At 75.7% G+C, this 26,970-nt stretch carries 21 protein-coding genes; 6 read left to right on the top strand and 15 right to left on the bottom strand.

The features are described from left to right. Positions 1–111: 111 nt before the first annotated feature. From OG618_RS33745 to OG618_RS33730, 4 genes are all read right to left on the bottom strand, one after another. Complete coding sequence (locus OG618_RS33745) at positions 112–3,078, bottom strand: bpX6 domain-containing protein (RefSeq protein WP_329491422.1); 2,967 nt, start codon at positions 3,076–3,078, stop codon at positions 112–114. Beyond that, positions 3,075–4,751, bottom strand: a complete 1,677-nt coding sequence (locus tag OG618_RS33740) for a hypothetical protein (protein ID WP_329491421.1) — start codon at positions 4,749–4,751, stop codon at positions 3,075–3,077. The genes OG618_RS33745 and OG618_RS33740 overlap by 4 nt, the downstream gene beginning before the upstream one ends. 193 nt (positions 4,752–4,944) lie before the next feature. Beyond that, complete coding sequence (locus tag OG618_RS33735) at positions 4,945–5,472, bottom strand: bpX5 domain-containing protein (RefSeq protein ID WP_329491420.1); 528 nt, start codon at positions 5,470–5,472, stop codon at positions 4,945–4,947. Next, positions 5,469–6,719 (bottom strand): AAA family ATPase, encoded by a 1,251-nt coding sequence (locus OG618_RS33730; RefSeq protein ID WP_329491419.1) that lies wholly within the window; start codon positions 6,717–6,719, stop codon positions 5,469–5,471. Before OG618_RS33730 ends, OG618_RS33735 begins: the two co-directional genes overlap by 4 nt. On the opposite strand from OG618_RS33730, the gene OG618_RS33725 reads away from it, so the two are divergent. Next, on the top strand, positions 6,687–7,631 hold the full coding sequence (locus tag OG618_RS33725; RefSeq protein WP_329492379.1) for a class I SAM-dependent methyltransferase: 945 nt from the start codon (positions 6,687–6,689) through the stop codon (positions 7,629–7,631). The genes OG618_RS33730 and OG618_RS33725 overlap by 33 nt on opposite strands. Positions 7,632–7,774: 143 nt before the next feature. On the opposite strand, the gene OG618_RS33720 is transcribed toward OG618_RS33725, so the two are convergent. The 4 genes from OG618_RS33720 to OG618_RS33705 all read right to left on the bottom strand — a co-directional run bounded on the left by OG618_RS33720 (position 7,775) and on the right by OG618_RS33705 (position 13,841). Further along, positions 7,775–8,344, bottom strand: a complete 570-nt coding sequence (locus tag OG618_RS33720) for a hypothetical protein (RefSeq protein WP_329491418.1) — start codon at positions 8,342–8,344, stop codon at positions 7,775–7,777. A 690-nt stretch (positions 8,345–9,034) separates the two neighbouring features. Next, on the bottom strand, positions 9,035–11,131 hold the full coding sequence (locus OG618_RS33715) for a PQQ-dependent sugar dehydrogenase (RefSeq protein ID WP_329491417.1): 2,097 nt from the start codon (positions 11,129–11,131) through the stop codon (positions 9,035–9,037). After that, positions 11,131–12,786, bottom strand: coding sequence for a glycosyl hydrolase family 8 (locus OG618_RS33710; protein ID WP_329491416.1), 1,656 nt, complete (start codon positions 12,784–12,786; stop codon positions 11,131–11,133). The genes OG618_RS33715 and OG618_RS33710 overlap by 1 nt, the downstream gene beginning before the upstream one ends. An 11-nt stretch (positions 12,787–12,797) precedes the next feature. Beyond that, positions 12,798–13,841, bottom strand: coding sequence for a chitinase (locus tag OG618_RS33705; protein ID WP_329491415.1), 1,044 nt, complete (start codon positions 13,839–13,841; stop codon positions 12,798–12,800). Positions 13,842–14,162: 321 nt separating this feature from the next. On the opposite strand from OG618_RS33705, the gene OG618_RS33700 reads away from it, so the two are divergent. Next, the gene (locus OG618_RS33700) at positions 14,163–15,614 is read left to right on the top strand and encodes an APC family permease (RefSeq protein WP_329491414.1); all 1,452 of its coding nucleotides are present in this window, start codon (positions 14,163–14,165) and stop codon (positions 15,612–15,614) included. Positions 15,615–15,710: 96 nt separating this feature from the next. On the opposite strand, the gene OG618_RS33695 is transcribed toward OG618_RS33700, so the two are convergent. Beyond that, positions 15,711–16,520 (bottom strand): arylamine N-acetyltransferase family protein, encoded by an 810-nt coding sequence (locus OG618_RS33695; RefSeq protein WP_329491413.1) that lies wholly within the window; start codon positions 16,518–16,520, stop codon positions 15,711–15,713. 214 nt (positions 16,521–16,734) lie between these two features. Between OG618_RS33695 and OG618_RS33690 the strand changes: the two genes are divergently transcribed. Beyond that, the gene (locus OG618_RS33690) at positions 16,735–16,953 is read left to right on the top strand and encodes a hypothetical protein (protein ID WP_329491412.1); all 219 of its coding nucleotides are present in this window, start codon (positions 16,735–16,737) and stop codon (positions 16,951–16,953) included. A 48-nt stretch (positions 16,954–17,001) separates the two neighbouring features. Here OG618_RS33690 and OG618_RS33685 read toward each other — a convergent pair whose 3' ends face one another. After that, entirely contained in the window at positions 17,002–18,189 is a 1,188-nt protein-coding gene (locus OG618_RS33685; RefSeq protein WP_329491411.1) for a hypothetical protein, read from the bottom strand. A gap of 450 nt (positions 18,190–18,639) precedes the next feature. On the opposite strand from OG618_RS33685, the gene OG618_RS33680 reads away from it, so the two are divergent. Next, a complete protein-coding gene (locus tag OG618_RS33680) occupies positions 18,640–20,049 on the top strand; it encodes a lamin tail domain-containing protein (protein ID WP_329491410.1) in 1,410 nt (469 codons plus the stop codon). A gap of 95 nt (positions 20,050–20,144) precedes the next feature. Here OG618_RS33680 and OG618_RS33675 read toward each other — a convergent pair whose 3' ends face one another. Continuing rightward, positions 20,145–21,371 carry an ROK family transcriptional regulator gene (locus tag OG618_RS33675; protein ID WP_329491409.1) on the bottom strand — a complete coding sequence of 409 codons (1,227 nt, stop codon included), beginning with the start codon at positions 21,369–21,371 and terminating at the stop codon, positions 20,145–20,147. Positions 21,372–21,561: 190 nt separating this feature from the next. Then, a complete protein-coding gene (locus tag OG618_RS33670) occupies positions 21,562–22,407 on the bottom strand; it encodes an SDR family NAD(P)-dependent oxidoreductase (RefSeq protein WP_329491408.1) in 846 nt (281 codons plus the stop codon). 88 nt (positions 22,408–22,495) lie between these two features. On the opposite strand from OG618_RS33670, the gene OG618_RS33665 reads away from it, so the two are divergent. Then, positions 22,496–22,963, top strand: a complete 468-nt coding sequence (locus OG618_RS33665) for a MarR family winged helix-turn-helix transcriptional regulator (RefSeq protein WP_329491407.1) — start codon at positions 22,496–22,498, stop codon at positions 22,961–22,963. Positions 22,964–23,095: 132 nt separating this feature from the next. Here the strand turns inward: OG618_RS33665 and OG618_RS33660 are convergent, their stop codons facing one another. From OG618_RS33660 to OG618_RS33650, 3 genes are all read right to left on the bottom strand, one after another. Further along, a complete protein-coding gene (locus OG618_RS33660) occupies positions 23,096–24,289 on the bottom strand; it encodes a trans-sulfuration enzyme family protein (RefSeq protein WP_329491406.1) in 1,194 nt (397 codons plus the stop codon). Between the two features lie 106 nt (positions 24,290–24,395). After that, entirely contained in the window at positions 24,396–24,602 is a 207-nt protein-coding gene (locus OG618_RS33655) for a hypothetical protein (protein ID WP_329491405.1), read from the bottom strand. A 330-nt stretch (positions 24,603–24,932) separates the two neighbouring features. Next, entirely contained in the window at positions 24,933–25,679 is a 747-nt protein-coding gene (locus tag OG618_RS33650; RefSeq protein WP_329491404.1) for a hypothetical protein, read from the bottom strand. Between the two features lie 354 nt (positions 25,680–26,033). Between OG618_RS33650 and OG618_RS33645 the strand changes: the two genes are divergently transcribed. Then, a complete protein-coding gene (locus OG618_RS33645; RefSeq protein ID WP_329491403.1) occupies positions 26,034–26,861 on the top strand; it encodes an alpha/beta fold hydrolase in 828 nt (275 codons plus the stop codon). Positions 26,862–26,970 lie beyond the last annotated feature (109 nt).

The following is a 26,970-nucleotide window of genomic DNA, read 5'->3' as shown; positions in this document are numbered from 1 at the left end:
GCCGTCCCCGCCGGGGCGACGGGCCCCGTGGCGGCGCCCCCGGCGGACAGCCCAGCGGCCCGCTCCGCCCGGTGGGGGTCCACCGCGCGCCGCTCGGCTGCCGAGCAGCGGTCACCCGGTGGTGACCCGCAGGTTGGCGAGGACGGCCGAGCCGTCGGCGGTGGTGGCGAGCACCCGGCCGGAGCGGTGCCAGAACGTCAGTGCCCCGCCGTGGTGGCGCAGGCCCACCGCCGGCAGACCGGCACCCGGCTGCCCCGCCGCCGTCGCGTTCGGGAGCAGCAGGGTCCGCGGCGGGTCCGCCTCGCTCGCGGTGCCGGTGGGGACGCGGACGGTGCCGTCGGCGGCCGGGGCGAGCGTCAGGGCCCAGTGCTCGCCGTCGACGACCGGCCCGGCCGGCGCCACGCCGTCGACGAGTCGTTCCACCGGCTCCCGGTCGGTCGACCAGCGCAGTGTGGTGCTGCCCCGGGCCGGATCGGGTTGGCCGGTCAGCAGCCGGCCGGTCGCCAGCAGCGCCGTGCCCTCGCCGAGGAGGTCGGCCTCCAGCGCGGTGCGCGAGCGCAGCTCCCAGCCGGGCTGGTCCCAGCGCCACAGCTCCGTCAGCACGCCACCCCCGGGCAGCCGGGAGGCGACGACGGACGCGCAGGACGTGGGGGTGCGCACCAGCGGGCCGACGGGCCGCTGCTCGCCACCGAGCTCCCGCCACACCACGGTCGGGCGCGCGGCCAGGGTGTCGAGGACGGCGATGCCCTCCTCGTCCCGGGTCAGCAGCTGTCGGCCGTCGAAGGACGGCACGAGCCCGTGCACCCGCACCGTGCCCCAGTACCGGACGGCGCGGGTGCCGAGGTCCAGCCGGGAGATCTCGCGGACCTGCCCGTACCGGGCCACCAGCAGGGCGGCGCCGCCGTGGTCGGCCAGGACGAGTTCGTCCGCCGGGACGTCCCAGCGGGCCTTCACCCGGCCGTCGGGCCCGAGCAGTCGCACCCCCGCCTGGCCGCAGGCCACCAGCAGCAGGCCCGACTCCAGCCGCGCCGCGTCCAGGACCGGGAGCGTCCCGGGCCGGTCCACGAAGGCCCACTCGTGCCCGGCGTCGGCCGTGGGACGGGCGGGCCGGCGCGGTCGCGGCAGATCCGCCGCGACCAGCGGGTCGGCACGCTTCGCCAGCTGCTCGAACAGGGCGGTCTCGGTGCGCTGGTCGAGCGGGGCGCCGGAGCCGCCGGCCCCGCCGAAGCCGCCGTCGCGGACCACGGCGCGGAGCGCCGCCGTGGCGAGTTCGCGGTCGTTCGCCGGGTCCGCGCCCGGCAGCCCGGCCAGCGCACCGGCCAGCGCGGACCGGCCGGTCGCCCGGCCGCGGCCGGCGTCGGTGACGCCGGCGTCATCGGTGGTGCCGGTGTCGTCGCCGGCGTCCTCCAGGACGGCCAGCGCGAGCGCCCGGGTCGCCTCCCCCGCGCCGAGGGCCAGCAGGTGGGCGAGTGCCCGGCCGCGCGCCGGCCCGCCGAGCGCGACCGCGTCCCGCAGGTCGGCGGCCACCGAGGGCCGCAACTCCTCGTCCGGCCAGGCGGCTTCGACCGCGCCCAGTCGGTCGCCGCCCGCGCGGCAGTGCTCGACCCAGGCGGCCCGCAGCTCACGCCCGGCCCCCGGGTCATCGGCGCTCAGCCGCTCGACGGCGTCGGCGAAGGCGGCCCGCCGGTGCGCCGTCCGGACCGCCCGCCCGCGCTCACCCGCCCGCCACCAGAGCCGCACCACCAGATCGGCGGCCAGCCCACGGCCCTCGGCGAGTTCGGCGGCCTGAGCGGTCCGGCCGTGCCGGTCCAGCAGGGCGACCGCCTCGGCCGGGGCGTCCAGCAGGTCGGCGAGCACGAACGCCGCCTCGTCGATCCGCCCCTCCTGCTCCAGCGCGGTGGCGGCCTGCCGGTAGAGACCGGCCAGGTGCTGCTGCACGGTCGGCCCGGACATCGGCGAGACGCCCGCCGGGCCGCCGGTGACCGGGGTCGGCCGCAGCGCGCCCGCGAAGCGCCGGGGCAGGCCGAGCGAGAGCCACCCCTGCTCGGTGGGGCGGGATTCGCCGGCGAGCCGGAGCGCGTCGCGCAGCGCGTCGTCCCAGCGGCGCTGCTCGAAGGCGCGGGTCAGCTCCCGCAGGTAGCGGGCGTGGCGGCCGTGGACCAGCCGGCCGGCGGGGCTGCGCACGACGAGCCGGGCGAGCAGCCCCCGCAGCAGCGGCCGCCGGGCGCGGACCGGCCGCCCGCCCGCCGGGCGCGCGGCGGAGCCGCCAGTTCCGGCGGTTCCGGCGGACGTGCCCCGGGCGGCCCAACTGCCCCGGGCGAGGAGGGCGGTGACGGCCACCGCGAACAGGACCCCGCCGGGGTGGAAGCCGCGGTCCACGATCAGCTGGGCGAACCGGACGACCAGGAACACGGCGACGACGACGATGAGGACGGCCGCCGCCATGAACGCCACCGGGCCGGACCCGTCCCCCCAGCGGGGCAGCCGAAGCCGGCCGAACCACCGGGCGGCCCGGGACAGGCCCGGGAGGCGGACCCGCCGGCCGCCGCCGGGCGGAGCCGCCTCGGTCAGACGGCGGGCGCGCTCGGAGCGGGCCCCGACGCCGGCCGCCGCCCGCAGGTCGGGCCGGGCGGGCCGGGGCAGGTCCTCGACGACGGGCGCGGGCTCGGCCACCGCACCGACCGGCGCGAGCCGGTGGAGGGTGAGTCCGGCCGGGTCGAGCCAGTCCGAGGGGTCCAGCGGCGGCAGTTCGGCGATCGGGTGCGTCGCCACCGCCCCCGCCACGGGGAGGGCGAGCCGGCCCGTCGGCACCGGGGCGCCCTCGGCGCCGACCGCGGCCAGCCCGCCGCCGGGCAGGCGCCGCACGGGCAGTCCGGGCGCGCGGTCCGCCCGGGCCTCGACCGGCTCGGCGAGGACGAGCAGCCAGCGGCCGTCCGGGAGCGCGCGCAGCTCGGCGCCGTCCGCCCAGTGGGCCAGGACGCGCTCGGCGGCCTCGGCCGCGCCGATCACCGGGACGTCCAGGACGAAGCCGGCCGCGGCCACGGTGGCGCGGAACGCGGCGGCGGCGGTGGCGCTCACTGGTCGCTCCCGAGGTGGTAGAGGACGCGGCCGGTGTTGGCGTCGCCGATGACGATCCGGCCCGGGCGCGGTTCGGCGGCGAGCAGGGGCAGGGTCGGGTGGACGGCGGCCGGGTTGACGCCGCCGGAGAAGCGGCCGAGCGTGCGGGTGCCGTCCGGCCGGATGCTGCGCACCTGCCGGCCGTCGAGGGTGCAGGTGATCAGCGCCGGCACCGCGCCCTGGTGGACCAGGCCGACCACCTCGGCCCGCTCCCGGAACGAGAGCCGTACCCGGCCGCCCTGCCGGGGCTGCACCACCCAGTTCCTGCCGTCCTCGGACCAGGCCTGGGTGGTGCCGCCGTGCACGACGTGCCGGGCCCGCTCCGCCTCGGGCAGCAGCGGGTGCGGGAACAGCCGCCGCTCGCGGACCCGCTGGAAGCCGCGCTGCTCCGCGCCGGGGGCCAACGGCCCGTCGTCGCGGGCGCTCCCGCCTCGCTCGATCCGCCACCACCGGCCGCCCAGCGGGCAGAGCAGGTCGTCGCCGTCGCGCAGCACCGGCCGGAGCGGGCCGGTGCACACGGGTTCCAGGACGGCCCGGTCGAGCCCGAGGGCGGCCAGCTCGACGGTGAACTCGCCGCTCGCCCCGAGCGGGCGACCACTGACGTACGGAAGGAGCCGCTCCCCCCTGAGGTGGAGGGCGATCAGGCGCCGGCCGATCCGGCCCGCCGCGACCACCGGCCCGTGCAGGTGGTGGCGGCGGGTCCGGATCGCGCCGTCGTGCTCCGGCCCGGCACCGGGCAGGTTGGCCGCGAGCAGGGTGGCGGTGTTCCGGCCCCTCAGCAGGAGGGTGCGGGCGTCGGTGGTGAAGACCGGCTGCGCCCGCCCGGTCGCCCCGACCGGAACGGCGACCACCGTCGGCGCGGCCCGGCGGAACTCGGCGCCGCGCAGCGCCCGGACGGCGATCGGCGCCGGGGGCAGCGGCAGCTCGACGGACGTCCGCGCGAGGCGCACGGTGACGCGGACGGCGCCGTCGGCGCTCCAGCCGCTCGGCTCGCTCGCCAGCACGTGCTGGCGGGAGGCGAGCCGGTCGGCCAGCCGGGGCGAGGTGAGCAGCCAGGACCGGTCGGCGTCGTCCAGCCCCTGCCGGGCCCGCCGGACGTCCTCGGGCGTCGGGTCGGTGTGCCGGCGGGCGGCGAGCCAGCGCGGCAGCAGCTCCGGGAGGTCCCCGGTGAGCCACTGGCCGGGCGGGTCACCCAGGATGCCGACGACCAGTTCGGTGCCGCGCGCGGCTGCCCGGCGGTGCAGGACCAGCAGGGCGGCGAGCTGGACGAGCCGCCCGGCGCCCGCCTGGGCGGGGCCGGTGTCGGCCAGCGCGACGATCCGGCCGCGTACCGTCGGGGCGCGGAACTCGGGTGCCAGGTGCAGGAGTTCACCCTCGGCCAGGCGGCGCAGGAACTCGTCGGGGGCTTCGTCGGCCAGCAGCCACTCGGAGGGCAGCAGTTGGTCGGGCCGACCGGACCGGGCGAGGCCGCCGTGCCCGTCCGGGGTGCCGCGGTCGTCGACGGCGGGCTCACGCTCGCCGATCAGGGCATCCAGGCGGCGCAGCAACGGGCCCAGCGCGACGGCGAGTTCCGGCGTCAGCGCGGACAGACCGGCGGCCCAGGGGGCCAGCGCGGCGGGGAGTCGGGCGGTCATCGCAGGACACTCCCGCAGGACGGGCCCGGGGCGCTCGGGGCGCGACGGACGGCGGGAGTGGGCGCGGGAGCGGGCACGGCCCCGACACCGGGGAACAGGCAGCCGCACCCTGCCGCGGCGGCGACCGGACGCCGACGGCGGGTTCGCGCGGCCGGCCCGGGGTGGCCCGGCGGGACGGCCGTGGGTCGGGCGGTCATCGCGGGCCGCCCCCGGCGGCCGGGTCCGGCGCCGCCGAGGTGGACGCGTCCTCGGTGGAGCCCGTGTAGGGGTCCAGAGCGGCGGGGTCGGTGGTGGGGGGCGGCGGGTCGGCGACCAGGGCGTGCCCGGGGAGCAGGACGCAGAGCCGGCGGTCGCCCTCGGCACCGACGGCCCGGCGCCAGAGCGCCGCGGCGGGCCGGGGGCGCGCGGTGGTGGGTACCAGGACACCGGCGTCGAGGCCCAGGTAACGGGCGCCGTCCGCCCAGGGCAGGTCGGCCTCGGCCCCGAGCACCAGCAGCGCGCCGTCGCCGGCGACCACGCCGAGCCGGGCACCGCCGGCGAGCCGTTCGCGCGCGGCCACGGCCAGGGCGGCCACGGCAGCGCCCAGGGCGAGTACGGCTGCGGCGGGCAACGGCGGCTCGCGGCGCTCCCAGCGGAGCGGGACGGACGGCGGGACGGACGGCGAGCCGGGCAGCGGGGCGGGCAGCGAACCGGACGGCGGGGCGGTGACGGTACCGGTCATGCGGGCGCGACCGCCGCGACCAGCTCGGCACGTATCCCGGCCAGGGCCCCGGACAGGTCGGCCGGGTCGAACCCGGCGTCGATCTCCCGCAGCGCGGCCTCCAGTCGCAGCCGGGAGTCCCGCCCCTCGGGGAGGGTGCGGTGCGCGGCCAGCAGCTGCGTACCGGTGCGGACGAGCCGCTCGGCCCGGGCCGCCGAGCTGCGCGACAGCTCCTCGGCGGCGTGCACCAGGCTGCGGTTGGCGGCCTTCTCGACCAGGTCGGCGAGAGTGTCGCGGGCCTGCGCCTGGGCGTCGGCGGTGGGGGCGACCAGCGGCAGCACCCACAGGTCGCGGACCGAGGCCGCCGTCCGGCCGTCGAGCACGGCGGCCGCGGCGACGAGCTTCTGCGACCGGACCGCCCGCCGGTCGCTGATCGGCACGCCCGCGGCGCGCAGCCGGCGCAGCGCGGCGGCGACCAGTGGGGTGACCTCGTCGAGGTCGCAGGCCCGGGCGGCGGCGGCCAGCCGGTCGAGCGCGCCGAGCCGGTCGGCCGCGGCCGCGAGGCCGGTCGGGCCCATCGGATCGCCCGAACCGGCGAGGTCGCCCGAACCGGCGAGGTCGCGCGGACCCGCGAGGCCGCCCGGGTGGAGTGGGGACGCCGCCGGCCGGCGGCCGGCCTCCAGCAGTTCCTCCAGCCGCGCGTCCGCCACCGGCTCGACGAAGACCCGGGCCAGGAAGCGGTCCGCGAAGGCGGCGAGCGCCGGGTCGTCCGGCAGGTGGTTGGCCGCGCCCACGCAGACCCGCAGCGGGCTGTGCAGCACGGTGCCGCCGCGCCGGAAGACCCGCTCGTTGAGCAGGCCGAGCAGGGTGTTGAGGACGGCGGTGGAGCCGAGGAACACCTCGTCGAGGAAGGCGATCTCGGCCTCGGGAAGCATCCCGGCGGTCTCGAACTCGATCCGGCCCTCGCGCAGTCGACGCAGGTCGACCGGGCCGAACAGCTCGTTGGGCTCGGTGAACCGGCCGAGCAGGTACTCGAAGTAGCGGCCGCCGAGCTGCCCCGCGATCCGGCGGACCGCCTCGGACTTGGCCGTGCCCGGCGCGCCGACGACCAGCAGGTGCTCGCCGGCCACCGCGCACAGGACCACCACTTCGGCCACGGTCTCGCGGTCGATCATGCCCTGCCCGGCGGCGGCCACGGCGTGCCCGATCAGCTCGGCGTCGGCGGCGTCGGCGGCATGGACGGTTGCGGTGGCGCTGGTCTCGGTCACGAGCACCGGAGTCTACGGGCGGCTCCGCGGCGCCCACCAACCGGTTTCCGGGCTGCCCGCCCGCGGCATCCAGCCCCCACGGGTTCGCTGCTCACCGCTGTCGGAGTGATGCGGGCCGGCCGCTCCTTCACTCTCGGGCCTCACGGCAGGCCCGTGTCGGACAGGCTGCGAATCCGTGCTCCTCGGGGTTGGTCTCTGCGGGGCCTGCGGTGGCCTCCGGCTCCAGCCCGGAGGCAGCCGAAATGGTGTCGCTCCGCGTGCCGGGGGCCGTTACCGTGCACCCCTGTGAATCCTGAAGATCCGAAGGACTTGGTCCGGCGCGGGTACGACTTGCTCTCCGTTCAGTACGAGCGCGCGTTCGGCAGCGAGACGAAGTACGGATCATGGATCGAGGATCTGCTCGGTCGGCTTCCGGATGCGGGCGCGGTACTGGATGTGGGGTGCGGGACCGGAGTTCCCGTGGCCCGGTCGCTCGCCGCGGCAGGGCACCTCGTCACGGGCGTCGACATCAGCGGTGTCCAGATCCAGCGGGCTCGGGAGCTGGTACCGGGGGCCGAGTTCGTCCGAGCGGACGCCACGACCCTGGCGTTCCCCTCGGAGACCTTCGACGCCGTCGTCTGCCTCTACGCGCTGATCCACATTCCGGTCGAGGAACAGCCCGCCCTGCTGGAGCGGATCGCCTCGTGGCTGCGGCCGGGCGGCTGGTTTCTGGCCACCACCGGGCATCAGTCCTGGACCGGGACCGACGAGAACTGGCTCGGCGGCGGAGCCGCGATGTGGTGGAGTCACGCGGACGCGGCGACGAACCGGTCCTGGCTGCTGCGTGCCGGCTTGGAGGTGTCGCACGAGGAGTTCGTCCCCGAAGGCGACAGTGGCCACGTCCTGTTCCGCGCACGGCGCCCGCAGGGTTGACGGTCCGGTGGGACCGCGGCCGGCGGCGTTGACGCGGGGTGTCGGCAGCGGTTCGGCGGAGGTCGGTCGCGCGGGGTTCGAGGCACCGCCGCACCGATGAGGGAGTCGGCGGGGCGGGGGCCTCATCGGTGCGGACCGGCGGATCAGGCCTGCCAGTGCGGCTTGCCGCTGACCATGCGGCAGTAGATCACCCGGCCGCCGGCCTCGTGGGTGCTCTTGCCCAGGTCGGCGTCGCGGCAGAACTGGCCCGCCTTGTAGCAGTTGCCGGCATTGGAGCGGATCTCGCAGTCGCCGGCGGCCGCCTTGGGCTGCGCGGTCGGCTCCGGGTCCGTCGGCGGCTTCGCGGTGGTCGCCTTGGGCTCCGGCGCGGCCTTGGTGACGGGCGGCTGCGTCTTGGGCGCGGCCGACTGGGGCTTGGCCGTGGTCGGCGCGGGTGCGGGCTCCGCGGGCGGCACCGGCGTGGCCACCGCCGACGGGGTCACCACCGGCGCGGGCTCGGGCGCGGTGACCACCGGTGCGGGGGTGGCCGGCGGGACGGTGGCGACGGGTGCGGCCGGGGCCGTGACGGCGGGCGGGGAGGCGGCGGTCGTGGCGCCGTCGGCCGGCGTCGGGTCGCACCCGGTCAGCGCGAGACCGACGGTGAGGACGAGTCCGGCGACGGCGGCCAGGCCGCGACGGTCGCCGCGCGCGCGTGCAGCCGTGCGGGACGACATTCGTGCGGACGTGCGTGAGGGCATGAGGGGAGACATGAGGAGAGACGCTCCGATCCGATGAAAAGATGTTCGGGATTCAATCAGGGCGACCACACGCCACAAGCACATCCCGCACACTTCGTTGGCAGATCGAGACCTTGCGACCACGGAGAGCAACCGGGCCGCCCGGCGCCGATCACCCAGCGCCGATCATCCACGGTCGACCGGCCCCCACGCCCGTCCGGCCCGCGCGCCGCCGTCTCCGCCGGACAGGTCCTGTATCCGCCCGCCCAGCCGCGCTTGCCCGGCCTCGAACCCCTGCGGTGCGTACGGTCGGTGCCGTCCCGACCGAACCCGGTCGGCGGGCGAAGGGCGGGTCGTCGTCTCTCCCACGGGCGGGAGTACGAGGACAGGGCGAAGGAGACCGGCAGCCGTGCAGCGCAAGTGGTGGACCCTCCGCGCCGTCTCCGTGGCGACGGCGCGGTGATGTTCGCGGTGTCGCTGGCCCTGGTCGCCCAGGAGTTCGCGCCCGGCCGCGAGCGGGGCACCGCGATGGGCGTGTACGGGGCGACCATCGGGGTGGCGGTCGCGGTCGGCCCGCTGGTCGGCGGCGGGCGGCGGCCGTGGCGGCCCCGTCCCGCGCAGGCCGTGACGGCCCGGGCCGGAGACTCCTCCGGGCCCGGGCCGTCACGTTGCGGACGCCCCGCGCCGCTAGCCGATCGAGATCGTGAAGACCTTGTCGGCCCCGTCGGCCGCCCCGCCGTTGTTGTCGGCGTTGGTGGTGGTGAGCCAGAGCCGGTCGGCCCCGGGCACCTTGGACACCGTCCGCAGCCGGCCGTAGGCGCCGACGTAGTACGCGGTCGGCGTCCCGACGTTCTCGGTGTTCCCGTCGATCGGGATGCGCCACATCCGCTCACCGCGCAGCGCCGCCATGTAGACCACGTTGCGCACGATCGCGATCCCGCTCGGCGAGGCCTCGTTGACCGGCCAGCTCGCCTTGGGGTCGGTCATCCCGGCCACCCCGCAGGTGCCCTCGCAGGTGGGCCACCCGTAGTTGGCCCCGGGCTTGACCAGGTTGAGCTCGTCCCGCTTCGAGTCGCCGAACTCCGCCTCCCAGAGCCGTCCGTCCCGGTCGAACGCCAGGCCCTGCGGGTTGCGGTGGCCGTAGCTGTAGACGTAGTTGCCGAACGGGTTGCCGGGGGCCGGCTTGCCGTCGGTGGTCAGCCGCAGGATCTTCCCGTTGAGCGAGTTCTTGTCCTGGGCCAGCGAGGACGTCTGGGCGTCACCGGTCGACGCGTACAGGTACCCGTCGGGGCCGAAGGCCAGCCGGCCGCCGTTGTGGTAGCGGTTCTTCTTGATGCCCTGGAGCAGCACCTTGTAGCCGCTCAGCGTGGAGCCGTTGTACGTCATCCGCACGATCCGGTTGCCCTCGGCGGCGGTGTGCATGAGGTACACGTAGTGGTTGGCCGCCCAGTCGGGGTCGACGGCGATGCCGAGCAGGCCGCCCTCCCCGTCGGTGGTGACGGCGTTGGGCACGGTGCCGACCACCGCCTTGGCGCCGCCCGTGGTGAGCCGGAAGACCTTGAAGCTGTCCCGCTCGGTGACCAGCGAGGTGGTGCCGTCCGGCAGCCAGGCGATGCCCCAGGGAATCGTCCACCCCGTGGAGAGGGCGCTCGGGGAGCCCGGGACGCCGCCGTCGGCCGGGCAGGCGCCGGTGGTGAAGGAGACGGGGTCGGACGGCGCCGAGTAGTTGCCCGCGGTGTCCCGGGCGACCACCGAGAGCGTGAACGGCGCGTCGCAGGCGAGCCCGGTGACCGCCGCCGAGGTGGCCGGCGGGGTGCCGGTGACGCTCTTCACGACGGCGGAGCCGCTGCGGATCTCGTACCCGACCACGCCCTTGTCGTCCGTCGCGGCGCCCCAGGTCAGAGTGGCGCCGGTGGGGGTGACGGCCGAGACGGTCGGGGTGCCCGGCCGGCCGGGCGCCGGGTCGGTGCCGGCCGTGGTGGTGCAGTCGACGGCGACGCTGGCCGGCGAGGCGTTGCCGGAGGCGTCCCGGGCGATCACGGTGAGGTTGTAGGTGGTGGCCGGGGCCAGCCCGGTGAGCTGCCGGGAGGTCGCGGTGCCCGGGGCCTCGGCGAGTTTGTTGCCGTGCTCGTAGATGTCGTAGGCGGTGACGCCGACGTCGTCGCCGGCGGCTCCCCAGCCCAGCGTCAGAGCGTTCGGCCCGACGGCGGAGCAGCTCGGCGCACCGGGACGGCTCGGCGGGGTGGTGTCGGCCGCCGCGCCCACCCGGAGGCGGTCGAGGTTGGGGCCGCCGTCGGCGGTGGTGGCGGTGGCCCGGATCCGGTTGGCGCCGGCGGCGAGGGCGACGCCGACGGTCTTCTCCGCCCAGGTGTCCCAGTCGGCGGTGGGCGGGAAGGCGACACCGGCGGCGACGACCTTCCCGTTGACCGCGATGTCCATCGGGCGGTTCGCCGTACCGGCGTTGGCGTACCGGAAGGCCAGCGAGGCGGTCGCGGCCGCGGTGGCGCTCACCGTGAACTCGACGGCGGAGCCGGTGGTGTTGGTGTAGTCGACGAAGCCGGTCCCGGTGTACCCGGTGTGGTTGGTGGCCGTCTTCGCCTGCGCGAGCACGGCGTCCTCGGCCTGGTAGTCGGTGCTCGCCGCCGTGGCGGCGGTCGCCGCGGGCGGCGCCGCCACGGCCCCCAGGACCAGGGCGGCCGCGGCGAGCGCCGCTCCGCCGGCCCGGGCGAGCGCTGCCCGCCGGTGCGCCGCGGCTGTCGTGCGCGGGTGTCCGGTGTCGGTCATCACGGCACCCAGTAGTTTCCGGAGGCGACGATCATCGACTGCAGCTGCACGCTGCCGCCGTAGTAGAGGCCCGGGTCGATCGCGGTGCCGGCCAGCTTGGCCCAGAGCGCGTCCAGCCAGGCCTGCGAGCCCGGGTCGGTCATCGCGGTGACCACGAACGGCGCGGTGAAGGCCATGTCTCGGCCGTTCTCGAAGACCGTGCCGTTCAGCTTGTAGCCGGTGGCGATGTTCGCCGGGTCGCCGCCCGCCTTGCCCTTGATCCAGGTGTTGATCTTTCGCGCCGAGGCGAGCGAGGCGGCGTCCCCGCTGGTGACGGCGTCCGCGCCGATCCGCCACGGGTCGCGGCAGGCGTTCCAGCTGTAGTCCCCGTCGTTGGGGCTCTCCAGCACCTCGCCGGCGGCGGGCTTGGCGGTGCCGTTGGTGTTGACCACGAAGTCGGCGAGCAGCCCGGTGTTCGGGGCGTAGCCGCTCTGCTGCTTGGTGATCAGGTTCTGGTGGGCGGTGCGGACGGTGTCCCAGGTGGTGTCGCCGGTCGCGGCCCGGAAGGCGCGGAAGTGGTCGATCATCCAGTCCGAGGAGCGGGTGATGAAGTAGGTGGAGTCGCCCGAGGTGGACCAGTCGCCGAGCCGCATCAGGTGGGTCGTGGGGTTGACCTCACTGGCCTTGATCGCGTTGATGTGCTTGACGGCCAGGCCCTTGTAGTCGTACGTCCCGCCGCTGCCCCACTGCCGGTCGGCGAGCAGCAGCCCGTACGCGACGTCCAGGTCCCCGTCGGTCGCCGAGTCGGAGCCGTTGACGCTGCGGCAGGAGGAGTCCTGCTCGGCGGCGAGGAGGTTGGCGTTGTTCACCGACGGGTGGGCGAGCACGAACTTCACCATGCCGTCGAAGACCGTCCGCGCGTTGGCGTCCGCACCGGCCATCAGCGCGGTGACCACCATGCCGTAGCCCTGGCCCTCGGCGACGTACGGGTGGTCGGCGTCCGGCGAGATGGTCTCGTACCAGCCGTTGCCGCAGTTCTGCCGGACGAAGGCGGCCTTCCAGGCGTTGTACTTGTCGATCACCTGCTGGTCGGTCACGGACTGCGCGCCGGAGGGCTTGAGGGTGCCGGCCGCGTACGGGTAGCGGTGGCTGCCGAACGGCACCGCGGGGCCGCCCGGGGCCGGGCCGCTGCCGAGGTCGGCGTCCAGGTAGTCCAGGTTGGCCGTGCCGCCGGTGGTGGTGGAGGTGAGACGGATCCGGTTGGCCCCGGCGGTGAGCCGGACGGTCAGCGTCGAGGTCGCCCAGGTGTCCCAGCTCCCGGTGGACGGGAAGGCCCGGGCCGGCTCGACCGTGGCGCCGTTGACGGCCACGGCCGCCGGGCGGTTCGCGGTGGTCCCGTTGGAGTAGCGGATGCCGAGCACGGCGTTGCCCGCGCTCGCCGCGTCGACCGTGAACTCGACCCAACTGCCGGTGGCGTTGTCGGTGTTGACGAATCCGGTGCCGGAGTAGCCGCTGTGGTTGGACTCCACCACGCCCTGCGACAGGCCCGCGCCCTCCGCCTCGTAGCGGACCGGCGCGGCCGAGGCCGGCGGGGCCGCGAGCAGCCCGGCGGCCAGGCCGGCCCCCGCGAGCAGGGCCGCGGCGCGGCCGCGGTGTCTGGTGCTCGGTCGTGTCATCGGAATGCTCCTCAGCCCTGGTACTGGACGACGATCTTGGTGAACTCGTACGGGGACTGCGCGACGCCGCTGCAGGCGTCGGCGTCCGTGCCGGAGCCGCAGGCGCGGTCGCGGTTGACCGACCAGAAGGCGTACCGGGCCAGGTGGTGCTGCTGCGCGTAGCCGAGGATGGTCCGGAAGTCGGCGGTGGTGACCGTCTCGCCCGCCTCGTCGGTCTTCCCGTTCATCGAGGAGACGCCGATGTGCCGGTACGCGGCGTCGTCGCCGTAGCCGTAGGCGCTCTTGACCGCCGCCTTCAGGCCCTCCAGCGCGCTGACCGAGGCCTGGCCCATCGTGCCGGTGTGGCCGCCGAAGTCGAACGGCATGATCACCCAGCCGTCGTTGGCGAGGCCGGCCTGCGCGCCGCGCTTGATCAGGTCCTTCCCGGTGGCGTCCGGGCCGCTCGGGGTGGTGCCCATGGTCACGTAGGTGACGATGCCCGGGTTCTTGGACTTGACGATCTTCAGGGCGTCGACGACGCGCTGACGGACCGTCGCGTTGGAGAACTCGGTGTCCTCGATGTCGATGTCCAGCGCCTTGAGCTTGTAGGCGTCGATCACCTTCTGGTACGCGCCGGCGAGCGCGCTCGCGCTGGAGCACTTCTCGCCCAGCTTGTTGCCGCTCCAGCCGCCGACCGAGATCACCACGTCACCGCCGGCCGCCCGGATGGACTTGATCGCCGCTTCGTCGGACCCACCGGTCAGCGCCCGGCTGCCGTCCCACTTGGGGTTGCAGCCGCCGTCGGAGAGGACGAACGCGAGGGTGAACCACTTCACCCCGGTCGCCTTCATCACGTCGGTGGGCTTCTGCGGGCTGCCCCAGCCCAGGTACTCGTACGGCGCGGCGGCCATCGCGGGCACGGCCGCCGCCGGGGCGGGAGCGGCCGGGGCGGCTTGGGCGGCTGACGCGGCCGGGGCGGCTGACGCGGTGGTCGCCGGGGCCAGCAGCAGGGCGGCCGAGCCGAGGACGGCGGCCACCGACGGCCCGGTCGGACGAACTGCAATAGATATGGGCATGCCAACTCACTTTCGCCGATCCACCGCCTGTGACGGCGGATCGAGGGGGAGACGGGCGAGGCGGAGGGGGAGCGAAGCGGATGGGAGCGAGGCGGAGGGAGGAGCGGAGCACTCGGGGCGGACGGCGGCGACCACAGCGGGCGCCTACAGAATCGGGGCGGCGCGGCGCGCGGTCAATGGCTTTCGTTAGGAAAGTTTCCCAACTGTCACCGGAGTAACCCCCTTGCCGCCCGAGCGGCTTGACGAAATAAGTAATGCTCCCTAACTTGAACCCCCCGGCACCCCGCCCGGCGCCCCACTCCCCCACGTTCGGAGGCCCCGGTGTCCCCCGGCCTTACCCGAAGAATCGGCCTCTTCCAGGCCACCGCGCTCAACATGAGCCAGATGTGCGGCATCGGCCCCTTCGTCACGATCCCGCTGATGGTCGCGGCCTTCGGCGGCCCGCAGGCCGTCATCGGCTGGATAGCCGGCGCCGTCCTGGCCCTCGCCGACGGCCTGGTCTGGGCCGAACTCGGCGCCTCCCTGCCGGGAGCCGGCGGGACGTACGTCTACCTGCGCGAGGCCTTCCAGTACCGGACCGGGCGACTGATGCCGTTCCTCTTCGTCTGGACGGCCATGCTCTTCATCCCGCTGATCATGTCCACCGGCGTGGTCGGCTTCGTCCAGTACCTCGGCTACCTCTGGCCCGGCATGACGAGCGGCCAGGGCGATCTGGTCGGGATCGCGTTCTGCGCGCTGGTGGTGCTCCTGCTCTGGCGGCGGGTCGAGAACATCGCCCGGCTCACCACCGTGATGTGGGGGGTGATGATCCTCTCGGTGCTCGCCGTGATCGTGGCCTGCTACACCCACTTCAGCCCGAGCCGCGCCTTCGACTGGCCCGCGCACGCCGTCGAACTCACCCACGGCCAGTTCTGGATCGGCTTCGCGGCCGGCCTCACCATCGGCATCTACGACTACCTCGGGTACAACACCGCCGCCTACGTCGGCGCCGAGGTCCGCGCCCCGGGCCGGGTCCTGCCGCGCGCCATCGTGCTGTCCATCGTCGGCATCATGACCATCTACCTGCTGCTGCAGATCGGCGTCCTCGGCGCGATGGACTGGCACGCGATGCTCGACCCGGAGTCGGTGGCCTCCAAGTCGGTCGCCTCGGCGGTCCTGGAGAGCACCTGGGGCAAGGGCGCCGCCCAGGTGGTCACCGCATTGATCCTGGCCACCGCCTTCGCCTCCGTCCTCGCCGGCCTGTTCGGCGGCTCCCGGGTGCCCTACGACGCGGCACGCGACGGCGTCTTCTTCCGGGCCTTCGGCCGGCTGCACCCCAGGCACGGCTTCCCCGTCCTCGGCCTGGCCGCCATGGGCGTACTCACCGCGGCAGGCTTCCTGCTCGGCCGCCACCTCGGCGCCAGCACCGACCACCCCCCGCTGACCCTGCTGATCAACCTGCTCACCACCGTGATGGTGATCGTCCAGGCCCTCGCCCAGATCGTCGCGGTCACCGTCCTGCGCCGCCGCCAGCCCGGACTCGTCCGGCCGTACAGGATGTGGCTCTACCCGGCGCCCGGCATCGTCGCGGCCGTCGGCTGGCTGGTCATCTACGGCTACGCGGACCGCAACGCGCCCGGCTTCCACCCCGTCGAGTGGTCGCTGGCCTGGGTCGTCGCGGGCTGCGGCGCCTTCCTCCTCTGGGCCCGCACCGAACGCACCTGGCCCTTCGGCCCCCGCGAGATCCGCGAGGAGTACCTGACGCCGACCACCACGGCGGACGCCACGGTCTGACCCGTCCGACGACGGTGCGGCGGCCCCGGAGCTTCGGCTCCGGGGCCGCCGCACCGGTGCCCCGTGGTCCCGGGGGGCGAGCTCCGAGGTGCGAGGTCAGAAGGCCGCGGCGACGCCCGGGGGCGGGTTGATGCCGAACTCGGACGCCAGCAACTCCACCAGTTCCTCGGGGCTTTCGAGCTCCCGGGCGGTGGTCGTGCCCGCCGCGTCGGTGTGGGTGAAGGTCTTCCCGTCGAGCCGCACGTGATCGGCGGTCCGGGTGCGCTGGAGGTAGAACCGACGGAACGGCGAGCGCGGGTAGGTGGCCACGAACCAGTTGGACATCGTGAGGTCGGGCGCCGGGACCGGGTCCAGGGTGAAGGCGTGCTGGTCCTCCCAGACCTCGCCCGTCCTCGCCTGCAGCACCCAGACGGGCGCGGGGCCGTCCGCCTCCTCGACGACCAGCCGGTGGGTGCGCCCGGCAGCCTCGCGAGCTTCACCGGGGATCATCGGGAGCGGCTCCAGCAGCCCGCCGATGGACCCGAATCCGACGTCGACGAGGTGGCGGCCGGATTCGCCGGGCACCTGGACGGCCAGCACCATATGGGTCCGCGGTCGGACCTCCCCGGCACGCGCGCCGACCCGCACCCGGCCGGTCAGCCGGGTGACCCCGAAGCCCAACTCGTCCAGCACCGCAGCGAACAGGGAGCTGTGTTCGAAGCAGTAGCCGCCGCGGGAGCTGTCGACGAGCTTCGCCTGGAGCTCACCGACATCCAGCGACGGCACCGAGCCGGTGACCACGTCGAGGTTCTCGAACGGGATGCCGAGGATGTGCGCGCGGTGCAGGGAGCGAAGGGTCGCGGCGGTGGGCGCGGACTCGCCCTCCCATCCGATACGGGCGAAGTACTTCTCCAGATCGACAGTCATTCCACCACGGTACGGACCGAGCGGTCCGGCCGGCCTCCGCCGCTGGTCCCGGTCGCGATCGGCCGAGCGGCCTAGGCTCTGCCGCCGGGTCGGTCCCGGCTGGAGGATCATGGTCCGGCCCTGAACGGCGGGAACACGGACGACTACGCGCGGTTTCCCGCCGCCCAGGACGCCCCCGTCCCGACCCGGCACCGCGATGCGAGAGAATGAACCCATGAACGACGACCAAACCCCACCCGCCTCGGCGATCGAGCGCCGGCAGCGGCTCCTGGACATCATGCGGAAGGACGGCGGCACCTGGGACTGGCACCGGGCCCGCGAGACCTACCTGCCCCGCCCGGACCCGCGCACCGTGCGCCGTGACCTCCAGTTGCTCGCCAAGGCCAAGCAGATCTTCCGCGCCGAGGACGGTGGGTACCAGGCTGTCGGCTAGGCGCGGGCCGGGGCCCGCGGCCCGGGCGGCGCGCGGTGGTCCTCGCCGCTACACGCCGAGGGCCACCGCGCCGAACCGTCCGGCCCGGCGGACCAGGGCGGCCAGGACGAGGTAGGCCACGAAGCCGGCCAGGCTCGGCACGGGCCCGGTGAGGAACAGTTCACCGCGCATCAGCGAGATCGCGTGCAGCAGCAGCACCGGCACCGTCAGGAGCGTCCAGACGGCCTGCAGCGCCACCTGGGCCGGCGTCGCGACGTCCGCGCCGCCGGCGTTCCGGAAGGCCAGCCCGGCCACCAGGGCGAGCACCGCACTCACTCCGGTGACGACGGCAGCCGCGGTGGCCCAGGGCCCGCCCGGCGCGAAGGCGGCCCAGGCCGCGACGGCCAGCAGGACCGTCACCTGGGCGTAGGCGGTGGACGCGCGCCGGAAGTGCGAACCCTTCTCGGACGCCGCACCGCCGCCCGACCGCGGCCCTCGGGCGGCGGCGCCCGGCGGGACGGCTCCGGGGGGGGCACCGTCGCCTCCACCACCGTGACCGGCGGCGCCGCCGGCCGATCCGGCCGGGCGGGGTGGACCGCGGCCCGCGACACCGGCTCCCTGGACGCGCCGCACGGCCGCCCGGGAACGCCGGAGGGCGGCGGCGGCCTCCGTGCGCCGGCCCGCCACCGTGAGGGCGGAGCCGAGCAGGGCCAGCGCCCACACCTCGGCGGACGCGTCGTCCTGCTCGGCGGCCAGCGCCACCGCCTCGTGCAGCGGGTCGACGGCCTCCAGCGGTCGCCCGCCGTCGTGCAGGGGCCTGCCGAGGCCGCTCAACGCCGCCGACAGGACGGCCGGGGAAGCACTCTCCCGGGCCGCGGCGACAGCTTCGGCGGCCCGGGACACGGCCTCGTCGTGGCGCGCCAGCCGTCCGAGGGAGGAAGCCAGCGCGGTCAGGGCGCGGGCCCGGCCGGCCGGGTCGCCGGAGCGGGCGCGGAAGTCGGCGACGGCACGGTGGACGGCGGCCGCCTGCTCGTGCTGTCCGGCCTCCGCGAGCGCGTCGGCGGCCTCCTCCAGCACCAGGTGGGCGGCGAGCTCGTCGCCCAGACCGAGCAGCCCCTCGGCCGCCTCGGCCAGGAAGCCCAGGCCCAGGACACCGCCGGCCCGCCCGACCAGACCGAGGGCGACGAGCTCGCGGCGCCGGTCGCCGGCCTCCCGGAAGGCGTGCACCGCGAGCGCGAACAGCGCTCCGGCGGGCACCGCCCGGCCCATCAGGTCGAGGCCGAATCCGTGCCGCCGAGGGGGCGAACCGATCGGGTGGGCCGCGGCCGCTCCCGCCCCTGTCCCGGCCGGCCGGACCTCCGGATCGGTCGCGCCGAACCCATGACGCTACCTCATATTCCTTGATGTGTAAGGGTTTTGGACATCGAGAGGATGCCCACGGACGCCGCTGCCCGCCACGGCGGACCCCACCGGCCCCGGGCGCCCCCGTGAACCGCCCCTCCCGCGGGCCCGGGCCCGCGGGAGGGGCGGTTCACGGGGGCGGCGAGGGGAACAGTGGGAAGTACGGCCTACCCGGTCTCCCGCCACCCGGGCCGCGCCCGGCGGTTCGTCCGCTGTTCATACGGCGCTCGCCCGGCGGCGGGCACCCGTTGGGTCCGTGGCGGAAGGGTGGTGACACCCTGACAGGACGATCCCGGGACGGACATCGTGACCGAATCGCGCGCACCGCGCTGGCGCCGAAGCCTCGCCTTCCTCCTCGTCGCCGCCGCCGGACCGGCGGGGCTGCTGAGCGCCTCGCCCGCCCGCGCGGCCTCGACCGACGACATCCGGATCAACGAGGTGGTGACCACCGGGGACGTCGACGACTCCGTCGAGCTCTACAACAAGGGCACCACCGCGGTGGACGTCTCCGGCTGGATCCTCAAGGACGACGACAACGGCTCGAAGTACGCGATCGCCGCCGGCACCACGCTGGCCCCCGGCGGGTTCCGCGCCTTCGACGTCCACGGCGCGTTCGGCCTGGGCTCCTCCGACAAGGCACGGCTGTACCTGCCGAACGGCAGCACCCTGGTCGACAGCTTCAGCTGGAGCGAGCACTCCGCCCCGTCCTGGTCGCGCTGCCCCGACGGCACCGGCGCCTTCCGCAAGGCGGCGCTCACCCTGGGGGCCGCGAACGCCTGCGGCAGCACCGGCGGCACCTCGCCCGTGGCCTGGCCGGGCAGCGGGACGGTGGCGAACGCCGACGCCTCCAACGTCTTCGGGTCGGACCTCAGCGGTCTCTACCAGGAGGGCGGCGTGCTGTGGGGGGCGCAGAACTCCGGCAAGCTGTGGCGGCTGGTGCCGAACGGGTCCGGCGGGTGGAAGCCGGACACCGCGAACAGCTGGACGGCCGGCAAGAAGCTGCGCTTCCCGGGCGGCTCCGGCACCCCTGACAGCGAGGGCGTCACCCTCACCGGCGCCGGCGCCTCGGGGGGCGTGTTCGTCGCGAGCGAGCGCAACGGCGACGCCTCCGGCACCAGCAGGCTCTCCGTCCTGCGGTACGACGTGAGCGGCACGGGCACCACGCTGACCGCCGCGAAGGAGTGGAACCTGACCTCCGCCCTGCCGTCGGTGGGCTCCAACCTCGGGCTCGAAGGCATCACCTGGATCCCCGACGGCTATCTGACCGGCGCCGGGTTCACCGACGAGTCGACCCACGCGGCCTACAACCCGGCCGGGTACGGCGCGCACGGGGGCGGGGTGTTCCTGGTCGGCGTCGAGGGCGGCCAGATCTACGGCTTCGTCCTCCAGGACAGCGGGGCGTTCACCAAGGTGGCCACCCTCGGCAGCGGCATGGCCGGGGTCATGGAGCTGCAGTGGGAGCCGCAGGCCTCCCGGCTCTGGGTGGTGTGCGACGACACCTGCGACGGCCAGCACCGGACGATGCAGGTCGGCGCGGGCGGCACCTTCGTCACCACCGCGGTGTTCAACCGGCCGAGCGGCCTGGCCAACCTGAACAACGAGGGCTTCGCCCTGGCCGGCGCCGGGGAGTGCACCGCCGGCGCCAAGCCCGTCTACTGGGCCGACGACAGCAACACCGGCGGCCACGCGCTGCGCCGGGGCAGCATCAGCTGCTGACCGGGAGGCACCGCCGTGGTCCGGGCCGCTCCGGCCGGGGCCACGGCGCGATGGTCCGGTCGGCCGGTCCGCCGGAGCGGCGGGGCCGCGGTCCGTCAGAGCGGCACGCCGTGGTCCGCCAGGGCCGAGCGGCGCTCGAAGACCTCGGGCCGCGCGGTGTCCAGGGCGGTGGCGACGGCGCCGAGCAGCACGGCCTGCTCCCCCAGCCCGCTCGGAGCGAGCTTGGGGCGCAGCGGGGTGAGGCGGTGCAGCTCGCGCTCCAGCGGTTCCAGCAGGAGGTCGGCGCTGCCGCCGACGCCGCCGCCGAGCACCACCAGGTCCGGATCGAGCACGGCCGCGAGCACAGCGATCGCGTACGCGAGCTGTTCGGCCTCGCGCTCGACCGCGCGGGCGGCGAGCGGGTCGCCGGCCCGGGCCGCGTCGAAGACCTGCTTGGCCGTCAGCGGGCCGCGCATGCCGAGGCCCAGTGCGGTGCGGACCACCGCGTCGGCCCCGGCCTCCTGCTCGATCGTCCCGCCCGGCTCGCCGTCGGCTCCGGGGGGCAGCGGCACCAGACCGACCTCGCCGGCCGCGCCGTGCGCGCCGGAGAGCAGTTCGCCGTCCTTGAGGACGCCGACGCCGAGGCCGGTGCCGATCAGCAGGTAGGCGAACATCCGGCTGCCCCGCCCGGCGCCGAGGGTGAACTCGCCGAGGGCGGCGAGGTTGGCGTCGTTGCCGACGGTGACGGCGGTCTCCAGCCCCGCCGCGATCCGGTCGAACAGACCGCGTCTGCCCCAGCCGGGCAGGCTGGTCGCGTACCGCACGCCGCGCCGCTGCTCGTCCCAGACACCCGGGGTGCCGATCACCGCGTGCACGATGTCGCCGGCCGCCAGCCCCGCCTCGGCGGCGGTCTCCCGGGCGGCCGCGACCACGGCGTCGGCCACCGCGTTGGCCGAGCGGCCCTTGTTGGGCACGTCCCGGCGGGCGACGATCCGCCCGGCGAGGTCGGCCACCGCGACCCGGAGCCAGCCCCGGCCGATGTCCACGCCGAGTACGTGGCCGGCCGTCGGGTCCGGCTCGTAGAGCACCGCCGTCCGGCCGCGCTCGGGGACGAACCGGCCCGCCTCGCGGGCCAGTCCGGCCTGCTCCAGCGCGGCCAGGGCGGCGGAGACGGTGGGCTTGGACAGCCCGGTGTCCCGGGCGAGCTGGGCGCGTGAGGAGGGACCGCCGGTGCGCAGCAGTTCGAGCAGCAGCCATTCGTTGTTGCTCCGCAGTCGCTGCCGGTTCCACGGCTGCGCCGGCGTCGCGCCCGGCGGAACGGTGGTCGGCAGGTGGCGGCTCATCGGTTCCTCCGGTCTGGGGCGTGCTCGGCGCCGTCGTCGGCGCCTGCGGCCTGCGCTCAGGCCTCGCCCAGTATGACCGGTCGTCAATCCGTCCATCGGCTGGAACCTCTCGGGGGCAGGTGCCGCTCCGCACCCCGCTGACCTGGCATGTCCTCAACCAGAGGAGGTGCGGGGGCCGCCCCGGCGGCGGTCAGCCGACCCAGCCACCGGTGAGCTCCTGCACCGCGGAGCCGTCCAGATCGGCGAGCTTGGCGCCGACGAAGGCGCGGGCGGTCTCGGAGGTCTGCATCCGGAACGGCGGCTGCTCGGCGGTCAGCGCCTCCACCACCGACTCGGCGGCCTGCTCCGGGGTCTGCGCCCGGGTGAACGCCGCCCGGGTGCGGGCGGCGTAGGCGTCCAGCGCGGGGGCGTAGGGGCCGGCGGCGGCCAGCAGGGCGGGGATGTCCAGGCCCTGGCTGGCGACGAACTCGCTGGCCACCGCGCCCGGCTCGACGACGGTGACCTTGACGCCGACGGTGGCGGCGACCGGCGCCAGCGCCTCCATGAAGCCCTCGACGGCGAACTTGGCCGCGCAGTAGGCCTCGTTGAAGGGCTGCCCGACCACGCCGCCGACGCTGGTGACGGTGACCACCCGGCCGCCGACGGCCCGCAGGTGCGGCAGCGCGGCGCGGGTGACGTCGACGACACCGAAGAAGTTGACCTCCATCGTGGCCCGGACCGGCTTCAGTCCGTCCTGCTCGACGGTGCCCACGTAGCCGGCTCCGGCGTTGTTGACGACGGCGTCGAGGCGCCCGTGCCGGGCGACCACACCGGCCACGCAGGCCTCGACCGACCGCGGATCGGTGACGTCCAGCCGGGCCACCTCGATCCGGTCGGCGACGCCTGCCGCCTCGGCGGCGGCGAGCAGCGCGCCGGAGCGGCCGGTGTCACGCATGGTGGCGACGACGTGGTGCCCGGCGCGGGCGACGGCCACGGCGGCGGCCAGGCCGATGCCGGAGGACGTACCGGTGATCAGGGCGATGCGGGCGGTGGTCATGCGGGTGCTCCCGACGGCTCGGATTTGCGTGCGTGCACACACACCATAGATCCGTGTGTGCGCACACGCAAACAGGTAGGGTGTCGGCATGGCGCGTACCGAACTCTCCCTGGGCGAGCTCACCGCCCGCGACCACGCCTTCTACGGGCTCGTCTGGGCCGGCACCACCCTCAGTGCCAAGGTCGACCAGGCCCTCGGCAAGGCCCACGACCTGCCGCTCTCCTGGTTCGAGGTGATGCTCTGGCTGCACGGGCAGGAGGAGCCGGTGGCCGCCTCCGACCTCGGCGCCAAGACCCTGCTCAGCCGGAGCCAGGTCTCCCGGGTGGCCGACTCGCTCCAGGCCCGCGGCCTGGTCGAGCGCGTCCCCTCCCCCGTCGACGCCCGCTCGGTGCGGATCACCCTGACCCCCGAGGGCCGCCGGCTCTTCGCCGCCGCCGACGCCACCCGGCGCGCCGTCCTGGCCGAGGCCTTCGACGACCGGCTCGACGACGCGGACATCGCGGCCCTGGAGGTCGTCTGGGCCAAGCTCAAGCAGCCGCCCGCACCCGGGGCCTGACCGCGCCGCACGCGCCGCCGGCGAGCCGGACGACCTGCACTTCGCCGCGCCGCACGCGCTCGGCCCGGCCGCCGCCGGGGCGGCCGAGGACGACATCGCCGTCCCGGCCGCACCGCCGCACGGCCGTCGGGCTCACAGCTTGGCGAGCGCCTGGTCCAGGTCGGCCCAGAGGTCCTCGGGATGCTCGATCCCCACGGCGACCCGGACGGTGCCCGGGCCGATGCCGGCCGCCGCCAGTTCCGCGTCGTCGAGCTGGCGGTGCGAGGTGCTGGCCGGGTGCAGGACGAGGGTGTGCACGCCCCCGAGCGAGGGGGCCAGCGAGGCCAGCCGGACCGACTCGGTGAAGGCCCGGGCCGCCTCCCGGCCGCCGGCCAGGTCGAAGGCGAGCACCCCGCCGTGGCCCTCCGGCAGCAGCCGGCGGGCGAGTTCGTGGTCGGGGTGGGCGGGCAGGCCCGGGTAGTGGACGCCGGTGACGGCGGGGTGACCGGCCAGCCGGCCGGCCAGCTCCCGGGCGCTCTCGCAGTGCCGGCGCACCCGCAGGGCCAGGGTCTGCAGGCCGCGCAGCGTCAGCCAGGCGCTGTGCGGGTCGGCCGAGGCGCCCAGTTCGACCGCGTAGTGCCAGACGGTGCGGTGGAGTTCGGGGTCGGCGAAGACGGCGATCCCGGCCAGCACGTCGGAGTGCCCGCCGAGGTACTTGGTGGCCGAGTGGACCACGATGTCGGCGCCGTGCTCGATCGGCCGGCAGAGCAGCGGGGTGGCGAAGGTGTTGTCCACCACGCTGAGCACCCCGGCCTCCCGGGCGACCCCGATCAGCCCGGGCAGGTCGGTGACGCGGGTGGTCGGGTTGGAGATCGTCTCCAGGTGCAGCAGGCGGGTGTTGGGGCGCAGTGCGGCCCGCACCTCCTCCGGGTCGTCGCCCCCGACGTGGGTGACCTCCACGCCCCAGCGCCGGGCGAGGTCGGCGAGCATCGCGAAGGTGCCGCCGTACAGGCTCCGCTGGGCGATCACGTGGTCGCCGGAGCTCAGCAGTGCGAGCAGCACGGTGTTGATCGCGCCCATGCCGGAGGCGGTGGCGATCGCGCCCGCGCCGCCCTCCAGCCCGGCGACCGCCTGCTCCAGCGAGCGGACCGTCGGATTGCCGTAGCGGTTGTAGAGGAAGGCCTCGTCCGGTCCGGCGAAGGCGCGCGACAGGGCGTCGTTGTCCTCGAACGCGAACAGGTGGCTCTGGTGCAGCGGCACTCCCATCGGGCGGCTGCCGGTCACCTCCGGGACGGGCGGGTGGACGATCCGGCTCTCGGGGCGCAGCGCGCTGTCGAAATCGCTCATACCGCTCATCCTCGGCCGGTCCGCCCCGCCGGGGCCAGGGCCAATCCCGGGCAAGTGGCCTGCCGCGGCCCGGTCCGGGCCCGGGCGGCACCGCCCCGACGGGGCTTCAGAGTCCGCCGACGGGCAGCAGAACCACCCGCGCCGGGTCGAACGGCTCCCAGCGGGCCGGGTGACCGCTCCGGGCCACCCTCAGCCGGCACCAGCGCCGCCCGCCCGCGTCCTGCCACCATCCGCTGATCCGCCCGAGGGCCCATCGGTCGTCGTCGAAGTGCACCTCGACCGGCTGGTAGACCCACTCCACCTCGGTGTCCACCGGGCCCGCGCCCCGCTCCGGTCCGCCCGGCCCGGGTTCACCCCACCCCGGTCCGCCCGGTCCTGCTCCGCGCGGGTCTGTTCCGTTCCGTGCCTCGCGCCTGCCTTCGAGTACGGGCATGCCCCGACCTTCCACCACGGTTGCGCCCTCCCGTTCCGGTGCGGTCGCCGGCTCCCCGACGGGACGGCCGCGCGACCGGGCGTAGTCGCCACCCGAACGACTCTACAGCGCTGTAGAGGATCCGTGCCGGAGCCCGCCCGGATCATCGGTGGGCCGCACCGCCCGCCGCCCGGGCCACCGGCCGACCGCACCACCGCCCGCCCGCCCCGGTCAGGACGGCTGCAGGGCCCTCGCCAGGTCCTCCGCCTCGCGCAGCTGCGCGACGCCCAGCCGCCGCAGGCCCCGGAGCAGCAGGGCGGCGTCCGCGACGGCGGCGTCCGGCCCGGGCAGTTCCGGCGGCAGCGGCATCCCGAGGAGCGCCGCCAGGTCGCCCGCCGGGATGCCCAGCACGAGCGCGAAGTCGGCGACCAGGTCCGGGGCGGGCGCGTCCGCCCCGGAGGAGATCCGCCCGTACGCGTCGGACATCCAGTACCGGCCGGTGAGCAGGTGGAAGATCTTCGTGGTTCCGGTCCACCCGAGGTTCCGGGTGGCGACCATCCGCATCAGCAGGTTCCCGGCGGAGGCCGGGTCCGGCGCCGAGGCGGGCAGCCCCTCGATCCGCCCCGGCCGGTCGGCCGGCGGCAGCGAGGCGACGAAGGAGCGCAGTTCCGCCCGCCGGTCGGCCGGCAGCGCCATGCCGAACCGCACCACGCCGACGATCGAGGTGGTGGCCATCCCGCCGGCCGGCGCGAGGTCCGCCGGCAGCGGCAGCGCCGCGATCTCGAACAGGTCGGCGGTGTCCAGGCCGAGGGCGGGCGCGAGTCGGCGCAGCAGCGCCGGATCCGGCGCGGCGCCGTCCAGCACCGCTGCCAGCTCGGCGTCGGTGACGCCGGCCCGGCGGGCCGACTCGGCGGGCTCCGGGCCCCGGTGGTCCAGCAGTCGGGCCAGCAGCGCGGCGAAGCCGGGAAGTTCGGTCATCCCGCCAGCATAGGACGGCCCGGACGCCCGGCGGACCGCTGCCCACCAGGCGCGATGGCAGCTGTCCAGCACCGGCCGGGGGCCGTCGCCGAACCGTCGGCCGGGCGGGCCCGGGCTGCCTCGGCACCAGTCCTCGGTCACCCGTTCGGCCGACGTTCCCGGCCGACACGCTGACGGAGCGTCACCTTCGCGGGGCGGCGGGCCCGCTCCGGGCCTAGCGTCGGCGGAGTGCGCGGTCATGCCTCACCGGGCCGCCCGACCCGCACGACCGACCCGCCCCGGGGACAGCCGAAGCCCCGACCCCGCCCTGTCCCCACCTCCTCCCCGTCCCGCATCCCGTGCGAAGGAGCCCCCTTGCCCACCATCACCACCAGCGACGGCACCCGGATCCACTACAAGGACTGGGGCAGCGGCCGCCCCGTCGTCTTCAGTCACGGCTGGCCGCTGAACGCCGACGTGTGGGACGAACAGCTGCGGCTGGTCGCCGGGAACGGCTTCCGTGCGATCGCCCACGACCGGCGCGGCCACGGCCGGTCCGACCAGCCCTGGCACGGTAACGACATGGACACCTACGCCGACGACCTCGCCCAGCTGATCGAGCAGTTGGACCTGCGTGACGCCGTCCTGGTGGGCCATTCGACCGGCGGCGGCGAGGTGGCGCGCTACCTCGGCCGGCACGGGTCGGCCCGGGCCGCCAAGGCCGTCCTGCTCGGCGCCGTCCCGCCGCTGATGCTGCAGGGCCCCGGCAATCCCGAGGGGACGCCCCTCGCCGCGTTCGACGACATCCGGGCCGGGGTCGACGGCAACCGCTCGCAGTTCTACTGGGAGCTCAGCGAGTCCTTCTACGGGTTCGACCGCCCCGACGCGGACCTCGTCGGCGCCGCGGGCATCCGCCGGGCGTTCTGGCTCTGGGGCATGCAGGTCGGCGCGCGCGGCGCGTACGAGTGCGTCCGGCAGTTCTCCGAGACGGACTTCACCGAGGACCTGCGGCGCATCGACGTCCCCACGCTGATCGCGCACGGTGACGACGACCAGATCGTCCCGATCGCGGCCGCCGCGCTGAAGGCGGCGAAGCTCGTCCCGGACAACGTCCTCAAGGTCTACCCGGGCGGCTCGCACGGTCTGCACGGGGCGTACCGGACCGCCTTCGAGGCCGACCTCCTGGAGTTCCTCAAGTCCTGAGTGCCCCCGCGCCGCGGCCGTCCCCCCGGACCCCGGGGGGACGGCCGCGGCGCGGCCGGACCGCCGCTCGTGCCGCGCCCCGCGCTCGCCTCGACACTCGTCCCCGGCC

Source organism: Kitasatospora sp. NBC_01246 (assembly GCF_036226505.1).
Classification (GTDB): Bacteria; Actinomycetota; Actinomycetes; order Streptomycetales; family Streptomycetaceae; genus Kitasatospora.
This window is presented reverse-complemented; position numbering and strand designations above follow the sequence as displayed.